This window comes from Ruegeria sp. H6 (assembly GCF_056532975.1).
Map to the genome: position 1 here is coordinate 80,995 of NZ_JBQFOA010000008.1, position 15,831 is coordinate 96,825.

At 58.9% G+C, this 15,831-nt stretch carries 14 protein-coding genes; 7 read left to right on the top strand and 7 right to left on the bottom strand.

The genetic code is table 11. The annotated features are described in order from the left end of the window. Positions 1-42: 42 nt before the first annotated feature. Positions 43-1,287 (bottom strand): ABC transporter substrate-binding protein, encoded by a 1,245-nt coding sequence (locus ACR0AG_RS14405; protein WP_480840065.1) that lies wholly within the window; start codon positions 1,285-1,287, stop codon positions 43-45. A 221-nt stretch (positions 1,288-1,508) separates the two neighbouring features. Here ACR0AG_RS14405 and ACR0AG_RS14410 point away from each other — a divergent pair, with 221 nt between their 5' ends. Together ACR0AG_RS14410 and ACR0AG_RS14415 are read left to right on the top strand one after the other, a co-directional pair. Then, a complete protein-coding gene (locus ACR0AG_RS14410; protein WP_480840067.1) occupies positions 1,509-2,246 on the top strand; it encodes a response regulator transcription factor in 738 nt (245 codons plus the stop codon). Continuing rightward, complete coding sequence (locus ACR0AG_RS14415; protein WP_480840069.1) at positions 2,243-3,685, top strand: sensor histidine kinase; 1,443 nt, start codon at positions 2,243-2,245, stop codon at positions 3,683-3,685. The genes ACR0AG_RS14410 and ACR0AG_RS14415 overlap by 4 nt, the downstream gene beginning before the upstream one ends. 5 nt (positions 3,686-3,690) lie before the next feature. On the opposite strand, the gene fliP is transcribed toward ACR0AG_RS14415, so the two are convergent. From fliP to fliF, 4 genes are read right to left on the bottom strand one after another with little or no spacing between them, the layout of a single operon-like run. Further along, positions 3,691-4,419, bottom strand: a complete 729-nt coding sequence (gene fliP / locus ACR0AG_RS14420) for a flagellar type III secretion system pore protein FliP (protein WP_480840072.1) — start codon at positions 4,417-4,419, stop codon at positions 3,691-3,693. After that, complete coding sequence (locus tag ACR0AG_RS14425) at positions 4,419-4,706, bottom strand: FliM/FliN family flagellar motor switch protein (protein ID WP_480840074.1); 288 nt, start codon at positions 4,704-4,706, stop codon at positions 4,419-4,421. Before ACR0AG_RS14425 ends, fliP begins: the two co-directional genes overlap by 1 nt. After that, complete coding sequence (locus ACR0AG_RS14430; RefSeq protein ID WP_480840077.1) at positions 4,699-5,295, bottom strand: FliH/SctL family protein; 597 nt, start codon at positions 5,293-5,295, stop codon at positions 4,699-4,701. The genes ACR0AG_RS14425 and ACR0AG_RS14430 overlap by 8 nt, the downstream gene beginning before the upstream one ends. Next, positions 5,295-6,878 carry a flagellar basal-body MS-ring/collar protein FliF gene (gene fliF / locus ACR0AG_RS14435; RefSeq protein ID WP_480840079.1) on the bottom strand — a complete coding sequence of 528 codons (1,584 nt, stop codon included), beginning with the start codon at positions 6,876-6,878 and terminating at the stop codon, positions 5,295-5,297. The genes ACR0AG_RS14430 and fliF overlap by 1 nt, the downstream gene beginning before the upstream one ends. Before the next feature lie 119 nt (positions 6,879-6,997). On the opposite strand from fliF, the gene ACR0AG_RS14440 reads away from it, so the two are divergent. Genes ACR0AG_RS14440 through ACR0AG_RS14460 form a run of 5 tightly spaced genes read left to right on the top strand, consistent with a single transcriptional unit; the run spans position 6,998 to position 11,675 of the window. Then, positions 6,998-7,495 carry a flagellar basal body-associated FliL family protein gene (locus ACR0AG_RS14440; RefSeq protein WP_480840081.1) on the top strand — a complete coding sequence of 166 codons (498 nt, stop codon included), beginning with the start codon at positions 6,998-7,000 and terminating at the stop codon, positions 7,493-7,495. Positions 7,496-7,504: 9 nt separating this feature from the next. After that, complete coding sequence (locus tag ACR0AG_RS14445) at positions 7,505-8,032, top strand: hypothetical protein (RefSeq protein ID WP_480840084.1); 528 nt, start codon at positions 7,505-7,507, stop codon at positions 8,030-8,032. After that, on the top strand, positions 8,029-8,613 hold the full coding sequence (locus tag ACR0AG_RS14450; RefSeq protein WP_480840086.1) for a MotE family protein: 585 nt from the start codon (positions 8,029-8,031) through the stop codon (positions 8,611-8,613). The genes ACR0AG_RS14445 and ACR0AG_RS14450 overlap by 4 nt, the downstream gene beginning before the upstream one ends. A 45-nt stretch (positions 8,614-8,658) precedes the next feature. After that, positions 8,659-9,528: a flagellar motor stator protein MotA gene (gene motA, locus ACR0AG_RS14455; RefSeq protein ID WP_480840088.1), complete on the top strand. Its 870-nt coding sequence runs from the start codon at positions 8,659-8,661 to the stop codon at positions 9,526-9,528. Then, entirely contained in the window at positions 9,525-11,675 is a 2,151-nt protein-coding gene (locus ACR0AG_RS14460) for a hypothetical protein (protein WP_480840090.1), read from the top strand. Before motA ends, ACR0AG_RS14460 begins: the two co-directional genes overlap by 4 nt. A gap of 54 nt (positions 11,676-11,729) precedes the next feature. On the opposite strand, the gene ACR0AG_RS14465 is transcribed toward ACR0AG_RS14460, so the two are convergent. Both ACR0AG_RS14465 and ACR0AG_RS14470 read right to left on the bottom strand, forming a co-directional pair. Further along, complete coding sequence (locus ACR0AG_RS14465) at positions 11,730-13,082, bottom strand: MmgE/PrpD family protein (protein WP_480840093.1); 1,353 nt, start codon at positions 13,080-13,082, stop codon at positions 11,730-11,732. Then, complete coding sequence (locus ACR0AG_RS14470; protein WP_480840095.1) at positions 13,079-15,514, bottom strand: GcvT family protein; 2,436 nt, start codon at positions 15,512-15,514, stop codon at positions 13,079-13,081. The genes ACR0AG_RS14465 and ACR0AG_RS14470 overlap by 4 nt, the downstream gene beginning before the upstream one ends. Positions 15,515-15,831 lie beyond the last annotated feature (317 nt).

The window sequence follows — 15,831 nt, forward strand, 5'->3', positions numbered from 1 at the left end:
AAGGTGCTCTGCCCCTCAGCATAGGGGACAGAGCGTGTTGGATCAGTAGCTGTTCGCCACTGCGTCCGCCAGTTGCTGAACCGCGTCAGCCGAGGACATATCCGAGTTGAAATGCGCGGTCACAACGTCTGTGATCGCTCCGGCCTGCGATCCGCGCAGCGCCATGCCATGGGCGTAAGATGGCAGCAGCGAACCGCCAGCCGAGGTCGAGCCCATGTCTTCGGCCGAGATTTTGGCGCAGATGTCAAACGCGTCCAGCGCCACATCGGTCCGTGCCGGGATCGAACCCTTGTTGAGGTTGAACACCTCCTGGAAGTTCGGACCGACAATCAGCTTGGCGAGCAATTCCTGACCGGCACGGTTGTCGTCGCCTTCCACTTCGAACATGGCAAAGCTGTCTACATTGTATAGATATCCGTCACCGGGAGTCGAGGCACACAGGAAATCCTCGCCGGGCTTTTTGCCTGCGGCCAGGAATTCGCCTTTGGCCCAGTCACCCATGATCTGGAACGCGGCTTCGCCGTTCATCACCATCGCAGTGGCAAGGTTCCAGTCCCGGCCCGAGAAGTTTTCGTCCACGTAACCACGCAGGGTGCGCATCTGATCAAAAACCTGCACCATCGTGTCCGAGGTCAACGCCTCGGGGTCGAGATCGACAAATGCCTTCTGGTAGAACTCGGGTCCACCCAGACCCAGGGCAACCGCTTCGAACACGGTCGCGTCCTGCCATGCCTGACCACCATGGGCCAGCGGGATCACACCGGCAGCCTGCAGTTTTTCGGCAGCGGCGTTGAACTCGTCCCAAGTGGTCGGCATTTCGATGCCATTGGCGGCCAGAACATCCGCATTGGCCCAGATCCAGTCGATCCGGTGGACGTTCACGGGTGCGGCGCACCATGTGCCTTCGCACATCATATGACCGGCGATGGACGCAGGCAGAACGTCGGCCCAGCCTTCGGCCTCGGCCACGGATGAGATATCAGCCAGTACACCCTCTTCATACCATTCCTGAATGGCGGGGCCTTTCAGCTGAACGGCGGTCGGTGCGTTTCCGGCCAGAACCCGGGCCCGCAGCGCGGTCATCGCCGCATCGCCACCACCACCGGCAACCGGCATATCGGTCCAGGTGCCGCCATTCGAGGCAAACTCTTCCTGCAGAACGCCAACGGCCTTGGCTTCGCCGCCGGACGTCCACCAGTGCAGAACCTCGGCCTGGGGTTCAGCCACAGCGTACGACCCGGCCACAACCGCCAGGCTGGAAACAGTGGCAAATGCAAAACGCTTCATTTTTTGATCTCCTCCCTAGAGAACTTAGTAACTGCGAAAAGCAGCGATGCTCGATATAGCGCTAACAGATTGGAACCTGGCAACGCGGAATCCACGCTGAATCTCAGCCACAGTCCAGTTTTTCACTGCTTTTGTTACAGCGTGTTACGTTGACATTGAATCTGTTTCCGTTCGTTACAATGCATGAAGTCGGAGGAGCAGAATTTGGGAGGAGCAACCGTGTGAGCATTCCGCGACTTCTGGTGGTGGATGACGACCCCGAGATGCGGTCGATGATGACCCAGTTCCTGCATCAGAACGGGTTCATCGCCCTGCCCGCCAGTTCGGAAAGTGAAATCCGCTCGCATCTGACCGCAGGCCGGATCGACCTGATCCTGCTGGACGTGATGCTGGGGGACGAAAACGGCGTCGAGATCTGTGCCCGCCTTCGCGCCGAACAGGATGTGCCGATCATTCTGGTCTCGGCCCTGTCTGCCGATCACCAGAGGATGGCGGGGTATGAGGTTGGGGCCGACGACTATATCGCCAAACCCTTCAACCCTCAGCTTTTGCTGGCCCGCGTGCGTGCCGTGATGCAGCGGGCGCAGCGCACACCGTCGCTGGCTTATCGCCGCCGTATCCGCAATTTCCGTTTCGACGGCTGGGTGTTTGACGGCAAGCGGGATGAAGTGTTTTCGCCCGAAGGCTATCTGGTATCGTTGTCTCAGCGCGAAACCGCCCTGCTCAAGGTGTTGCTGGCCAATCCACATATTCCCCTGACTCGCGATGAAATCGCCGCAGCGCTGGACGTGACCGGCGAGGCCGACAAACCCGAGGCGCAGGGCCGCGCCATCGATATGCTGGTGGGCCGTCTGCGGTCCAAGATCGAGGCCAACCCAAAAGACCCACAGATGCTGCGCACCGAGCGCGGGCTGGGATACGTGTTCGCGGCCGAGGTTTGTGTGGAAGAGGACACATGAACCTGCGTCTGCGCAGCTTGGGCTGGATCTGGACGCTGACCGCGTTTGCCGCAGGGCTGATCGCGGCCGGAATGTGGTTTGCCTCGGCCCGCGCCTGGGACACATTCCTGACCCGCGCCTATGTGGCCGGGTTTTCCATCTACGAAGAGCTGCGCACCGGAAAGGCACCGCTGCCAGACGTCACGATCATAGCCCTATCCGCGCAAGCGGCATCTCTGGCGAATGACGGCGTGTTCGAACAAATGCCTGGATTTTCAGATCGCCGCTTTGTCACCAACCTGTCCATCCTGACCGACAGCTCATCTCCGCTGAACGGGCGCGAATTGACCTTGGCGGTGATGTCCGACCGCCTGATCTATCCGGTTTCGGGCATCGTTTCGGGTATTGATCAGACCGGCCCGGAAAAGATGGGCAATCTGACCCGGCTGTTGGCAACCTATTGCAGCGAACCGGTGCTGATTGCCCGGTATGGGCGCGGGATGTGGCAACAGGTGGACGGCACCGGCATCTGGGGATGCGATGCACAACCGACAGACATGCGGCTGCCCGCCATTCTTGTGGGCATCGTGGCGCTGGCCATTATTCTGACCTCGGTGGGCAATGTGGCCGATCTGTTTACGCGGTTTTCCCAAGCCCTGCGCGACAGAAAGCGCCGCGGCGGGCCCGACAGCTATACCGCGGAAGGCCCGTCCGAGTTGCAGGACATTGTTGCCGCCGTGAACGACCACCTTGACGATGAGCGGTCTCAGCTGGAAAAGCGGGCGATTGTCCTGTCCGGTGTCAGCCACGATCTGGGCACACCCGCCACACGCATTCGCCTACGCGCCGCGCTGATTGCCGATGCCGAACTGCGTGAAAAACTTGAGGCCGACATCGACCAGATGACAGGCATGATCGAAAGCGTTCTGACATACACCCGGTCCGAGTTGAGCGTCGAGGAACCACGCCAGATTTCGCTGACCTCGCTGGTCGAAGCGGTCGTGGCCGATTACGAGGATATGGGCCAGCCTGTCACATTGCAGGCTATCGCGCCGGTTGCCGTTGAAGGGGCTCCGTCGCTGTTCATGTCGCGGCGGGGGCACGGGTCGATCCCCGAAACCCGGCGCATTCTGGTGACCGCGCGCCCTGTGTCGCTGCGGCGGGCGCTCACAAACCTGATCGACAACGCCCTGAAATATGGCCGCCATGCGGATGTGTATCTCGAAACCGATGCCAGCACCGCGACCATCATTGTCGAGGACAAAGGCACCGATTTGTCGGTCAGCGATATCGAAGCCCTGATGACCCCGTTTCAACGCGGCTCAAACACCGGATCCGCCGACGGGCTCGGTCTTGGGCTGACCATCGCAAAAACAGTGGCCGAACAACATGGCGGGTATTTGCGGTTTGAAAACGGCGAGTGCGGCTTGCGGGCGCGGCTTCAAATCACCCGGCAATAGGATCCTTAAGTGTAGCTGCGCACCAACGCACCCGCGATCAGCGCCCAGCCGTCTGCAATGACGAAAAACGCCAGTTTGAACGGCAGCGAGACCGTCGCAGGCGGCACCATCATCATCCCCATGGACATGAGCACGGCGGCCACCACAAGGTCGATGATCAGAAACGGCAGGAAGATCAGAAAGCCGATCTGAAACGCGCGCGCGATTTCGGACAGCATGAAAGACGGCATAAGCACCGAAAGCGGCGCGTCCGGCGACAGTTGTAGGGCTTCGGTATCCGGCCTCAGCGCCGCCATGGCCTGGAACGTATCCGCGTCCAGCCGCGCCGCCATGAACGCGCGAAACGGAACCAAGGCCCGTTCCAGCGCCGGTTCGACCTCCATGGTTTCGTCAACCATGGGTCGGATACCGGTTTCCCAGGCCTCAGAGAACACAGGCTCCATAATGAAATAGGTCAAGAACAACGCCAGGCTGACGATCAGCATATTGGGGGGCGATTGCTGTAGCCCGATTCCCTGGCGCAGGATGGCCAGAACCGTGATCAGGAACGGAAAACAGGTGATCATGATCGCCAAACCGGGCGCCAGGCTGAGCACGGTGATCAACAGGATCAGTTGTATGGTTCTGGCCGAGATCGACTGCCCGTCGCCCAAAGAAAGCGACAGATCCTGCGCCAGACTGGCCGAGGGCACAAGCACCAGTACGGCCAGAGCAACCAAAACGGACAGGCGCATTATCCCAACCCGTTCTGAATGTCCGATATTTCGGTCAACCGCACCGCAAGCTGGCCGGCTTGATCGCCTTCCATCTCCTCCAGCAACCCTCGCGCAACCAACTGGTCACCAACATAGAGGTCGACGTGGTCCTCGATCCGTTTGTCCAACGTCAGAACCGCGTTTTCGCCGAGGTTCAACAGATCGCGCACCAATGGCCGTGCGCGTCCGACCGAGACGGTAACCTCAATCGGTACGGCCTCGAACGGGTTTGGTCGTTCAGGCTTCGGGGTGTGTTCGTCACTCATGTGATGCTGCCCTTTTTGCTTCAAAGATATAGGCGTCGAAGGCCTCGGCGATGGATTGCAGGACCGCATCGCTGTCCACTTTGCGGCGCGAAATGCCGACCTGCAGAACCGCCTGCCCTTTGGATAGATCCGGGTCTTCGACAAGTTTTGGGGGCGGGGACAGATCCGTCGGCATGGCAGCACTCACCTGCTCCGCCAATCCTTCGGCCACTGACAAGATCATCGGCTGACCAACCTGCTCTAACGCCATGTCCCGCAATTCTTGGGTCAGACGCGCCGCAAATCCCCGATCCAGAATGTCGGGCAACACGGCCTGAACCAGGCTTTCGAACATTGGTTCCAACGACAGGGACATGCGGGTCAGCGCCTCATGATAAGTAAAGGACATGTCCGCAAGGCTGCCTGCTAGTTCTGCCGATATCTGACCCTGGCTTTGTTCCTGCGCGCTGATTGCGTCTTCCCACCCCGCGCCATAGCCCTGTTCAAAGGCTGCAAGCCGTTGTTCTTCCAATGCAGCGTCGTCCAGGCAATGAACCGGTCCTACGCCCGTGTGCACCGAAAAATCCTCAAGCAAATGGGCGATGGACATCAAACCTTCTCCTCGCCTTCTTCAAGCCAGCTGCGCAGGATTTCGACCGTTTCCTCTTGCTTGTCGCCAATCATCGAGCGCAGGCGGGCGACGGCATCTTCGCTTTGGGCGCCTCCAATCGCAGGCACGCTCTGCTGCGCCGGACCCGGCAGAGTTCGGGCTGTGTCCGGTTCAATCTCTCCGACCAAATAGGATGCATCTTCCATCTCGGGCGCAGGCGGGCCAGCCAGCATCGCGGTTTGTGCGGGCTGTTTCGTCAGGATCGGGCGGATGACAAATAGCCCAAGCACCAATGAGACTAGCGCCAGAACGGCCATCTGAATCAGGGACATGGCATCAAAATGCATGGTCTGCCAAATGGAGCTTGCCACCAGCGTGCCCTGCGGCTCGACCGAAGGCAGATCGAGGGATTTCAACGTGATCACGTCGCCACGCGCTGCGTCGTATCCCACCGCCGAGGCGACCAGTTCCTCCAAAGCGTCAAGCTCTGCTTGCGGCAGTGGCTCAAACGCCACTGTCCCGTCCGCGCCTTGGGTTCGGGTGCCGTCAACCAGCACCGCCACGGTCAGGCGCTTGACGGCACCGGGCGCGCGGTGAACCTCCAGCTCGGTCTCGGACACTTCGTAATTCACCCGCTCGCGTGATTGCGTCGCGGTTGAATTCGATTCGTCACCACCAGCGCCATCGCCATCCGGGAGATTCGACGCAACCGTGACGTCGCCGGACTGATTGCGTGCGCTGTCGGACCGCTCTTCGACATCTGTGCTGATGGCAACCCGACCGGCCGGATCGAAACGCCGCTCGCGAATGGACTCGGTTTCGGTCACTGTGTCGACGCTGACCTCGACCACCGCGTTGCCCGTCCCCACGCGCGCCTCGACCAATCGCAGCACGCTGTCCCGTAATTGCCGGGCCTTGTCGTCCGAGGTATCGGTCGCAACATTCGTGTCCTGCGCTCCGATGACTGAGCCGCTTGAATCCACAACCGTGACGTTTTCCGAGGCCAAACCGCTGACAGCGGAAGCCACGAGAAACCGCACAGCCTTGGCCTGATCCGCCGTAATTTGCGCACCCGAGGGCACGAGATACACCGAAGCCGTGGGCGCAACGCTGCGTTGAAACGGGTTGCTGGAGCCATTGGCAATGTGCACACGCGCCTGGCTGACATGCGGGCTGCCGACGATTGTTCGGGCCAGTTCCCCTTCTTTGGCGCGCCAATACGCGGCATCGAACATCTGCGAAGTTGTCCCGAATCCGCTGAGCGAATCGAGTAACTCGTAGCCCTGATTGCCGTTCGCAGGCAGCCCTTCACTGGCCAGGGTCATGCGCAGCTCATCCCGTTGCGCGCCTGGCACATAGATCGATCCGCCCCTGATCTCATAAGGGATACCGCGCTGATCCAGCGACCGGACAACCTCACCCGCTGTGCCGCTTTCCAGACCCGCATAGAGCAACGTCATTGAGGGCGACGACACGATCCGGGACATGCCCAGAACACCGAGGAATACCGCCACAGCAGCACCTGCCACCATGATCTGCTTACGCCTGTCCAAATTTGCCCAGACAGTACCGATTTGCTGCACGCTCACCTCCGACTCACCGACATTCTGTGCGGCTCGATCCCTGTTTGAACGATTGCCCTTAACAATCGGTTAGTCCCTCCGAGGTTATGACGGTTGTCGAACGGAATGATGAGGACGTCATGACAGACGCAACAAGTGGCGAGGTCGAAGCCGCTGAAAAATCTGGAAAAAAGGGAATCATCCTGGCGGCAATCCTTGCCGTTGCAGGGGCTGCAGGCGGATTCTATCTGACCAGTTCAGGCCTTTTGCCAATCGGTGGCAAAGCAATGTCAAAAGACGCTGAGGCCAAGCCGGAAACCAAGGCGGCAAAGGCCTTGCCCGCGGTCAGTTTCATAGACCTTCCACCCGTCATCGTTGCCGTGAATTCAAACGAATCGCGCCATCTGAAATTTCACGCGCAGCTTGAGGTTCACAGCGAATACGCCGGCGATGTCGAAAAGATGCAGCCGCGAATCATGGACGTCCTGAACAGCTATCTGCGCGCGGTTGAAACGTCCGACCTTGAGGATTCGCTGGCTCTGGTCCGCATCCGCGGTCACCTGCTGCGCCGTATCGGCATCGTCGTCGGCGATGGCAGGGTGCGGGACGTTCTCGTCATGGAATTTGTACTGAATTAGGAGGCAGCATTGGAACTTATCGCCGATATTCTGCTGGTCGCCGGCGCTCTGGGCGCGGGCATGTACTGTTTTGTTCTGGCCCGGCGTCTGAAACGGTTTACCGATCTTGAAAAAGGTGTCGGCGGCGCGGTGTCCGTGTTGTCGTCCCAGGTGGAAGAGCTGAAAAACTCGCTGGAATCGGCACGGACCGCATCGGATCAATCGGGGTCGGCACTGCAGGAATTGACTTTGCGCGCCGAGGCCGTGGCCCAACGGCTGGAACTGATGATGGCGTCTATGCACGATATCGTTCCGGCTGAAAAAGACGATCCCAAGCTCGAAAACGAGCCGGAACCCGAACCCGAGGCCGGGTCTTCCGATATTGAGGTTGAGAACACGGATGAGTCCTCGCCCAATACTGCCTCCAATGAAGAGGCTGAGGCTGAGGCTGAGGCTGAGAACACATCACACGAACCGGAAAAGGAAACCCCCGTCAAAGCACCGGAAGGTGTCATGTTTTTCCGACACGCCCGCGCGCAGGGCGGTGGTGCGAAATGAAACGCAAACATGCCCAGAAACGCCCGCATGGCGGGGTTCTGACCGTCATTTCCCTGCTGATGATTGGATCTGCAGCACTCCGGCTGGGGTTCGAGGCCGGTCCGGCCCTTGCCAAATCGGTTGAGGATGCCTCGCGCACGTCATCTGAGGCGGGTCTGAAACAGCTTCAGCCCGCTGACCTGCAAATCGTGCTGGATGCGCTGAAACGCAGAGAGATGGCGCTGGACAAGCGCGAAGGCGTGATCCTCGACAAAGAGAGGGCGATTGAAATTGCAGATCAGGCCATCGCCATGCGCCTGAAAGAACTTCGAAATGCCGAAGAGTCTCTCCGCGAAACGTTGGCGATCGCTGACAAGGCCGCCGAGCGGGATCTGACACAGCTGACCGATGTTTATCAAAACATGAAACCCAAAGAAGCCGCGCAGCTGTTTGAAACAATGGATCCGGTCTTTGCCGCCGGGTTCTTGTCGCGAATGCCAGCGGAAGCTGCGGCAAATGTCATGGCCGGTCTCAGCCCCGAGGCCGCCTATACGGTCAGTGTTGTCATGGCCGGGCGCAACGCCCTGGCGCCTGAGGAATAGGGCCATGTTTTACCATTTTCACCCCAGACCCACCGGAGCAGCCCGATGATTGGAATCATAGGAATTGTCGTCATTTTCGTCATGGTGTTCGGCGGGTATCTGGCCGCGGGCGGCAAGATGACGATCATCATGAAATCCCTGCCGTTCGAGATGATGATGATCGGCGGCGCCGCCGTTGGTGCCTTTTTGATCAGCAATGACATGGCCGCTGTGAAGCACGCTGCAAAGGATATCGGCAAGGTGTTCAAAGGCCCGAAATGGAAACCCGATGATTACCGGGATCTGCTGTGCCTTTTGTTCTCGCTGATCCGAATTGCCCGTGCCAATCCCGTTGAATTAGAGCAACATATCGAAGAGCCGGAAAACTCGGCCCTGTTTTCCGCCTATCCCAAAATTCAAGCCGACAAAGAGGCTGTGGATCTGATTTGCGACACGCTGCGGTCGGCATCGATGAACTACGATGACCCCCATCAGGTTGAGGAAGTTCTGGAAAAGCGCATGGATGCGAATTTCCATCATGCCATGCACTCCAGCCACGCTCTGCAAACGGTGGCCGATGGGTTGCCTGCGCTTGGCATCGTGGCCGCGGTCCTTGGCGTGATCAAGACGATGGGGTCTATCGATCAGCCGCCCGAGGTTTTGGGCAAACTGATTGGGGGCGCCCTTGTCGGTACATTTCTGGGCGTCTTTCTCGCCTATGGTCTGGTCGGTCCCTTTGCCGGGAAGGTGAAAGCTGTCGTGGAAGAGGACAATCATTTCTACCAACTGATCAAAGAGGTTTTGGTCGCCAATTTACACAACCACAATGCTGCAATGTGCATTGAAGTTGGCCGACAGAACACACCCACGCATAACCGTCCGGGCTTTGCCGAGCTGGAGGACGCCCTGAAAGAACTCAAACAGGCGGCGGCATGATCCGGGCGGTCATTCTGGCGGTTGTCACGGCCATATGGGCTACTTCTTCGGCCGCACAGGCGTTGCGAGTGCGGTCCGGTGAGCATGACGGTTTTACCCGGCTGGTGGTGCAGATCCCGCCGGGCACGAAGTGGTCCATCGCACAATCCGGAAAATCTGCGCAGCTTTCAGTAGGTGGCGAAACCACAACGTTTGACACAAGGTCGGTTTTTGGCCGGTTATCGGCGCAACGGTTGGTCGATTTAAACCAGCCCAAACCTGGCGATCCGCTGGACATGACATTTGGATGCGAATGCGTTGTGACGGCGTTCTTGCACCAAAACGCGATGATTGTTCTCGATATCGCACCCGGAACAGTGCCCGAAACAGTGGCCAAGACGGATGCACTGGGGCTTTTATTGCAACAAAGTAAGGTCCAGCCGCTACAGCCCCCTGAAATTCCGAGCGAAAACCTGGCTCTGCCGCTTTTGCAGATCAATCGCCGACAATTGGAGGATCTTGTGGTGCTCAGGGTTCTGTCAGGGGCGGACCGGGACGTTGTTGATCTGACCCTGTCCGAGGTTGGCCCGCGGCGCAGCCGGAGCACGGATCTGACGTCATCTGTTGTAGACGGCAGCAACAATTTGAAAGTCACCACGGTGCTGGATGAACTGCGCGCCTTGCAAGATCTGACCGAGCCCAGGATAAAGCAGCAGCCAAAGTGCATTTCCAATGCCGAATTGAGTTTCGCGGCATGGGCCGAACCGATCCCTTTTGCTGATCAGATCACCGGTCTGAGGGAGGGTTTGTATCAGGAATTCGACAAGTTAGACACTGAAAAGGCGATCAAACTGGCCAAGCTATATGCTTATTTCGGGTTTGGAGCAGAGGCTGTTCAGATCCTCGATCTGCTGCCGTCTCACCCCCCGGATTTGGACCACGTTCGCGCGGTCTCACTGATCACTGATAAGGACATGTCACCTGATCCAAATCCGTTCGGCGGCCAGCAAAGATGCGATGGGGACGTTGCCCTATGGGCGGTTCTGACCGAGCGGGCTTTGCACTCTGACGCGAATCTGGTCGCGATTGAACATGCCTTTGGCCGCCTTCCCCAACACTTACGGCATCACTTCGGCCCCCGACTGGCCGAGATTTTGGCGCGTGCTGAGAAACTGGAGGCATCGCGCCGCATTTTACGTGCGACGGATCGCACCTCGGATGCGCCTCAGCCTGGAACACAGTTGGTGAAAGCCCAAATCGCCGAAGCCGAAGGAAATGAGGCAGAGACCGAGACCCTGTTAAAGCAAGCCGTGGAAACGCCAGATGCCCCAAGCGATGCCCCGCTGGCTTTGGCGCGGCTGATCGAAAAACGCTGGTCTGACAGGGCTTCGGTGTCACAAAAAGAACTGGATTTGGCCGCGGCCTACGCGGTGGAGCTTCGACGGTCTGAGCAAGGGCCCATGATGGCGCGCGGCCATGCACTGGCGCTTGCGCTGACAGGAGATTTTGACGCGGCGCTGGCACTGACCAAAGAAGCCGAACAAACCCGCACGTGGAACCGAACGCACGGGCAGGTATTTCAATTGCTATCGGAACGCGCGGACGAGGTCACCTTCTTGCGCCATGCTTTAAGCCTTTCTGCATCCAAAGGCACTTTGGATGAAAACATCGCCCGGGTCATAGCTGAAAGGCTAAGCGCGATCGGATTTCCTGACGAAGCGGTTGCAATGTCCGATCTAGACACTCACGCGTCGTCTCAACGCGCGCAGTCACAGATCAAGGCGCGGGTTGCGTTGCAGGACGGACGCCCCGGGCAGGCATTACTCGAACTTTTGGATGATGACACGAAGGCCGGGATGCAGTTGCGTGCACAAGCTCTGGAACAAACCGAAGCCTTTGACGAGGCGGCCGACCTGAGGAAGCAGTTGGGTGACTTGGAAGCCGCTGAAAGAAACCGATGGCGCGCCGGGTCAGCAGAAGAAATCAATCCCGCCTCGGACAGCGTGTTTGCCGAGCTCTCCAGATTGTCGACGGCCGTGGCGCAACAAGTCGAGCAGCAGGCCCAAAAACCACTGGCGAATGCCGCGCTGCTGCTGGAAGACAGCGAGGCGACAAGAACCAGGATCCAAAAAATGCGCGCATTGCTGGACCAGGGTCAGGAGAATTAGGCAGATGCTTAACTGATAATGACGGCGCGGAGCGAAAAGTGTCTTGATTAGAGCCTATATTCTCAAGGGATCAAAGATCAGATCATGTACCGTCGAATAGCACGCCTCGGGCGCGTCGAGCCCCAAAATGGCGTCCCGGATCTGTTCCGCGCGCGATCGGCCCAGCGCAGGCTCTGACAACTGCATGAACTTGTCGACCACTTCGTGGGTTTGCATCGGTGCCTCGGGACCGCCACGGGCATGAACATCCCCCGACGCGAATTGCCTGCCGTCCGTTGTTTCAATGACCACATCAGCCCATCTGCCCTGCGGAAACCGGGCAGAGTGTCTTTCCTGTTCCTGGACATGAATGCGCGACATGACATCGGCCACCGTCGGATCAGACAGGCCCGCCCCGGAAATTTGCGCCACTCCGATATTGTTATGCACCGCGTAGGTAGCGACAGCAAACGGCAGAGAGTACTGAGCTTGGGATGTGGTTTGAGGCATATCCGAAAACAGGCAGGCGGCTTCGTGAAAGCTGTTGATATGTATTGATTTAATCTGCTGATGCGCGAGCTGATGATCCAGCATCAGTTTGCGAACCCCGTCAATTGCCGCGTGGGCCCAGCGGCAGATCGGATAGGGTTTCACATATTGATGCTCGATCTGCCAAAAGGTCCCCAGATCAGCCCAATGGTCGGCGACCTGATCTTCCTCGACGGTAGTGGCAGGCGCACCGGTGAAACCCTGCTCGGCCAGTATTGCTGCCGAAAGCCCAACCAACGCACCCCAGCCTGATCCGTCATGCAGCATGGTCGGATTTGCAATTTCGCGCATCATCTGACTGCGAGGACCGTGATATTCCGCGATGCCCAAAGCCTGTCGGAATTGCGCAGGCGTTTGCTGACGCAACCGGGCCGCCATCGCAACGATACCCAACGCATTCCAGGCCCCGGATGTGTGATAGTCACTGGCGGTCGCATGCAGGGCCAGACCCGCGCGCCCGGCAACCTCATATCCGATGATGACGGCCATCAACGCGTCACGCCCGCTCAGGTCCGGGCAGTGTTCCGCCAAGGCCGCCAGCGCTGGGACAACCACGACGCCGATATGACCTTTGGTCGGGTTATACCCATCATGCGCGTCCAGATTATCTGTCTGCGTTGCCGCCGCATAGGCCGCCCCCGCAAGGCTGACGGGCCGACCATCAAACATCATCCGGGCGCGGCAATCCGCATTGTTGCTGGCATAGAGCAAAGATGCGGTGTCGCGCGCGATCACACCGGCCTCCATCGGGGTCGACGCAATGATCACGCCCATGGTGTCGAGCATCATGAGAGCGGCGGCCTGCCGTGCGGATGCGGGAACATCCTCGGGATCGTGCTTCAGAACAAACTCCGACAGGCTGGCAAGCACGGGGGTCATGAGGTCAGCGCCTCGACAATACCCCTCAGCTTGTGCCCGTCAGGATCGAAAGGCGGCTTGTCGAGGATGCGCGCAGTGTGCGGTTTGCCCAGGATGAAAACCTCGACAGTATCGCCGGGTCTTGCCGTCCGAGGGTCGGCAAAACCAAGCGCGAGGGATTTGCCCACCGAATAGCCATATGCGCCCGAAGTTACACGGCCGACGGGTTTGCCGTCGGGGGTGAATATCGGCTCACCGCCCGTGGCGTCGGCAACGGTGGCGTCGACCTCAAAGATCGACAGAACCTCACGCGGCGCGTTGTCCTTAACGGCCAGATAGGCGTCTTTGTGCAGGAAATCTTTGTCCAATTTGATCAGGCCCGCCAGCCCAACTTCCTGCGGCCAGTATTCCTGAGAATACTCGCGCCCCCAGGATCCATAGCCCTTTTCGACACGCAGCGATCCCAGCGCGCGACCACCAACCGGGCCGCCGTTCAGGTCCTTGGCGGTCTCCAAAAGCGCTGTATAGAGCCTGATTTGATCAGATTCAGCACAGTGCAGCTCCCATCCCAGGTCACCCGTAAAGCTGACGCGGATGGCCAGACAGGCGACGCCCGCCACCTCGATCCTGCGCGAGCGCATGAAACGGAATCCCTCATTCGACAGGTCCGCATTGGTCAAACGCTGCAACAGCTCGCGCGATTTTGGCCCGGCCACATTGAAGCCTGCAATGCGATTGGTGGCGACCTCAAAGGTTGTGCCCTCGGGCAGGTCAACCATGTTGAAAAACCGCTGATGATACCGCTCGGCCATGCCCGAGCCGATCATCATGTATTCTTCTTCAGCCACTTTGGTTATGGTGAAATCACCAGCCACCCCACCCCGGACCGAGATCAGAGGCGTCAGGCAAGACCGGCCCACCTCGGTGGGAACCCGGTTCGCGACGAGGGCATCCAGCCACTCATGGGCGCCGGGGCCCTTGATGACGTAGTTGGCGAAATTCGAGATATCGATGACACCAACATGATCGCGCAGCATTTGCACTTCACGACCTACCGGTTCCCACCAGTTCTGACGGGTGAAGCCGTTGGTTTCCTGCGTTCCCGGCTGATCGGCAAACCACAGCGGATGTTCCCACCCGCAGTTCAGACCAAAGACGCATCCCATATCCTTTTGCATCTCATAGGCCGGGCGCACGCGGGCGGGTCGTCCGGCGCTGCGTTCTTCGTTGGGGAAGTGGATGGCGAAGCGGTGGGTATAGACATCCTCGACCCGCGCCTTGGTAAAGGCCTTGTCCGCCCAGTCACCAAACCGCGCCAGATCCCAGGCAAACATGTCGTATTGCGGCTCGCCCTCGATCATCCATTGCGCCGACAAAAGACCCAGCCCGCCCGATTGCGAAAAGCCCGGAATGATTCCGGTGCAGCAGAAATAGTTCTTCAACTCGGGCACCGGCCCCCAGATTGCGTTGCTGTCGGGGGACCAGATCATCGGCCCGTTGATCACCCGTTTGACGCCCGCCGTGGCAGCCACAGGCACCCGTTCAGTGGCACGAATGACGTTTTCCATGATCCGGTCCAGATCGTCGGGGAACAGATCATGAGCAAAATCCAGCGGCGTCCCGTTTTCGGCCCAGAACCGCATGTCTTTTTCATAGGCCCCAATCAGCAACCCGTTGCCTTCCTGGCGGAAGTAATATTCGCCATCGCGGTCCGCGATCGAGGGCAGTCGGCGGCCCAGATTGGCCACTTCATCTATGGCGTCGGTGACAAAATACTGATGTTCGGTCGGTTGCAGCGGCAGTTCGATCCCCGCCATCGCCGCGACCTCGCGCCCCCAAAGACCCCCTGCATTCACCACCCATTGCGTATGAATATCGCCTTTTTGGGTGTGCACGATCCACGACCCGTCAGGCTGCTGTTCTGTCCCTATAACAGGACAAAACCGCTCAATCGTGGCCCCCATAGCACGCGCGCCAGCCGCATAGGCATGGGTCACGCCCGAGGGGTCGACATTGCCGCCATCGGGTTCGAACATGATACAGCGGATATCGTCGAACTGCGCCAGTGGATGCAGATCCATCGCCTGCTCGCGGCTGATTTCATGAAAGTTCAGACCATAGAACCTGGCTTTGGCCTCTTGCAGGCGCAGCTGATGTTCCCGATCCTCGGTCTGCGCCAGATAGAGCGAGCCGGACTGAAACACACCGCAACCCTGCCCGGTTTCCTTCTCCAGCTCTTTATACAGGTTCATTGTATAGTGCTGGATACGGGTGATGTTGTTGTTGTCGTGCAGCCCGTGAATATTGGCCGCCGCGTGCCAGGTTGAACCGGAGGTCAGCTCGTCCCGCTCTAACAGCACCACGTCGGACCAGCCAAGCTTGGCAAGGTGATACAAGATCGAACAACCAACAAGGCCGCCCCCGATCACAACTGCCTGCGCATGTGTTTTCATCGTGCGACTCCCGTTCGTTCCAATACTCAGGTCAAAGTCAGCCACAGCTTGGGATGCGCGTATGCTCTGTTCCCGACGCGAAATGTCGGTATCTGATCACGGGTGACAGGTTGCGAGGCCCAATCAAACAGCATGGGCGGATCACCGCAAACGCGCGGTTTTGTGACTTGGCGTGGGTTGAAATCAGGTCAGGCGATTCTTTGATTAGAGACTGAAGCGTAAGAAATGCGCGATTTTTGGTCGTAAGAACGACGGGACAGGCCGAGTTGAACAAGGGCGACAAAAGCCCTGACCGGCAGAAATCTTGAAAAAGTTCC

What these genes read in the sequence shown, in the direction of transcription:
- ACR0AG_RS14405 (WP_480840065.1), bottom strand. Translation starts at nt 1,287, where the DNA reads ATGAAGCGTTTTGCATTTGCCACTGTTTCCAGCCTGGCGGTTGTGGCC.
- ACR0AG_RS14415 (WP_480840069.1), top strand. Translation starts at nt 2,243, where the DNA reads ATGAACCTGCGTCTGCGCAGCTTGGGCTGGATCTGGACGCTGACCGCG.
- fliP (WP_480840072.1), bottom strand. Translation starts at nt 4,419, where the DNA reads ATGCGCCTGTCCGTTTTGGTTGCTCTGGCCGTACTGGTGCTTGTGCCC.
- ACR0AG_RS14425 (WP_480840074.1), bottom strand. Translation starts at nt 4,706, where the DNA reads ATGAGTGACGAACACACCCCGAAGCCTGAACGACCAAACCCGTTCGAG.
- ACR0AG_RS14430 (WP_480840077.1), bottom strand. Translation starts at nt 5,295, where the DNA reads ATGTCCATCGCCCATTTGCTTGAGGATTTTTCGGTGCACACGGGCGTA.
- ACR0AG_RS14440 (WP_480840081.1), top strand. Translation starts at nt 6,998, where the DNA reads ATGACAGACGCAACAAGTGGCGAGGTCGAAGCCGCTGAAAAATCTGGA.
- ACR0AG_RS14450 (WP_480840086.1), top strand. Translation starts at nt 8,029, where the DNA reads ATGAAACGCAAACATGCCCAGAAACGCCCGCATGGCGGGGTTCTGACC.
- motA (WP_480840088.1), top strand. Translation starts at nt 8,659, where the DNA reads ATGATTGGAATCATAGGAATTGTCGTCATTTTCGTCATGGTGTTCGGC.
- ACR0AG_RS14460 (WP_480840090.1), top strand. Translation starts at nt 9,525, where the DNA reads ATGATCCGGGCGGTCATTCTGGCGGTTGTCACGGCCATATGGGCTACT.
- ACR0AG_RS14465 (WP_480840093.1), bottom strand. Translation starts at nt 13,082, where the DNA reads ATGACCCCCGTGCTTGCCAGCCTGTCGGAGTTTGTTCTGAAGCACGAT.
- ACR0AG_RS14470 (WP_480840095.1), bottom strand. Translation starts at nt 15,514, where the DNA reads ATGAAAACACATGCGCAGGCAGTTGTGATCGGGGGCGGCCTTGTTGGT.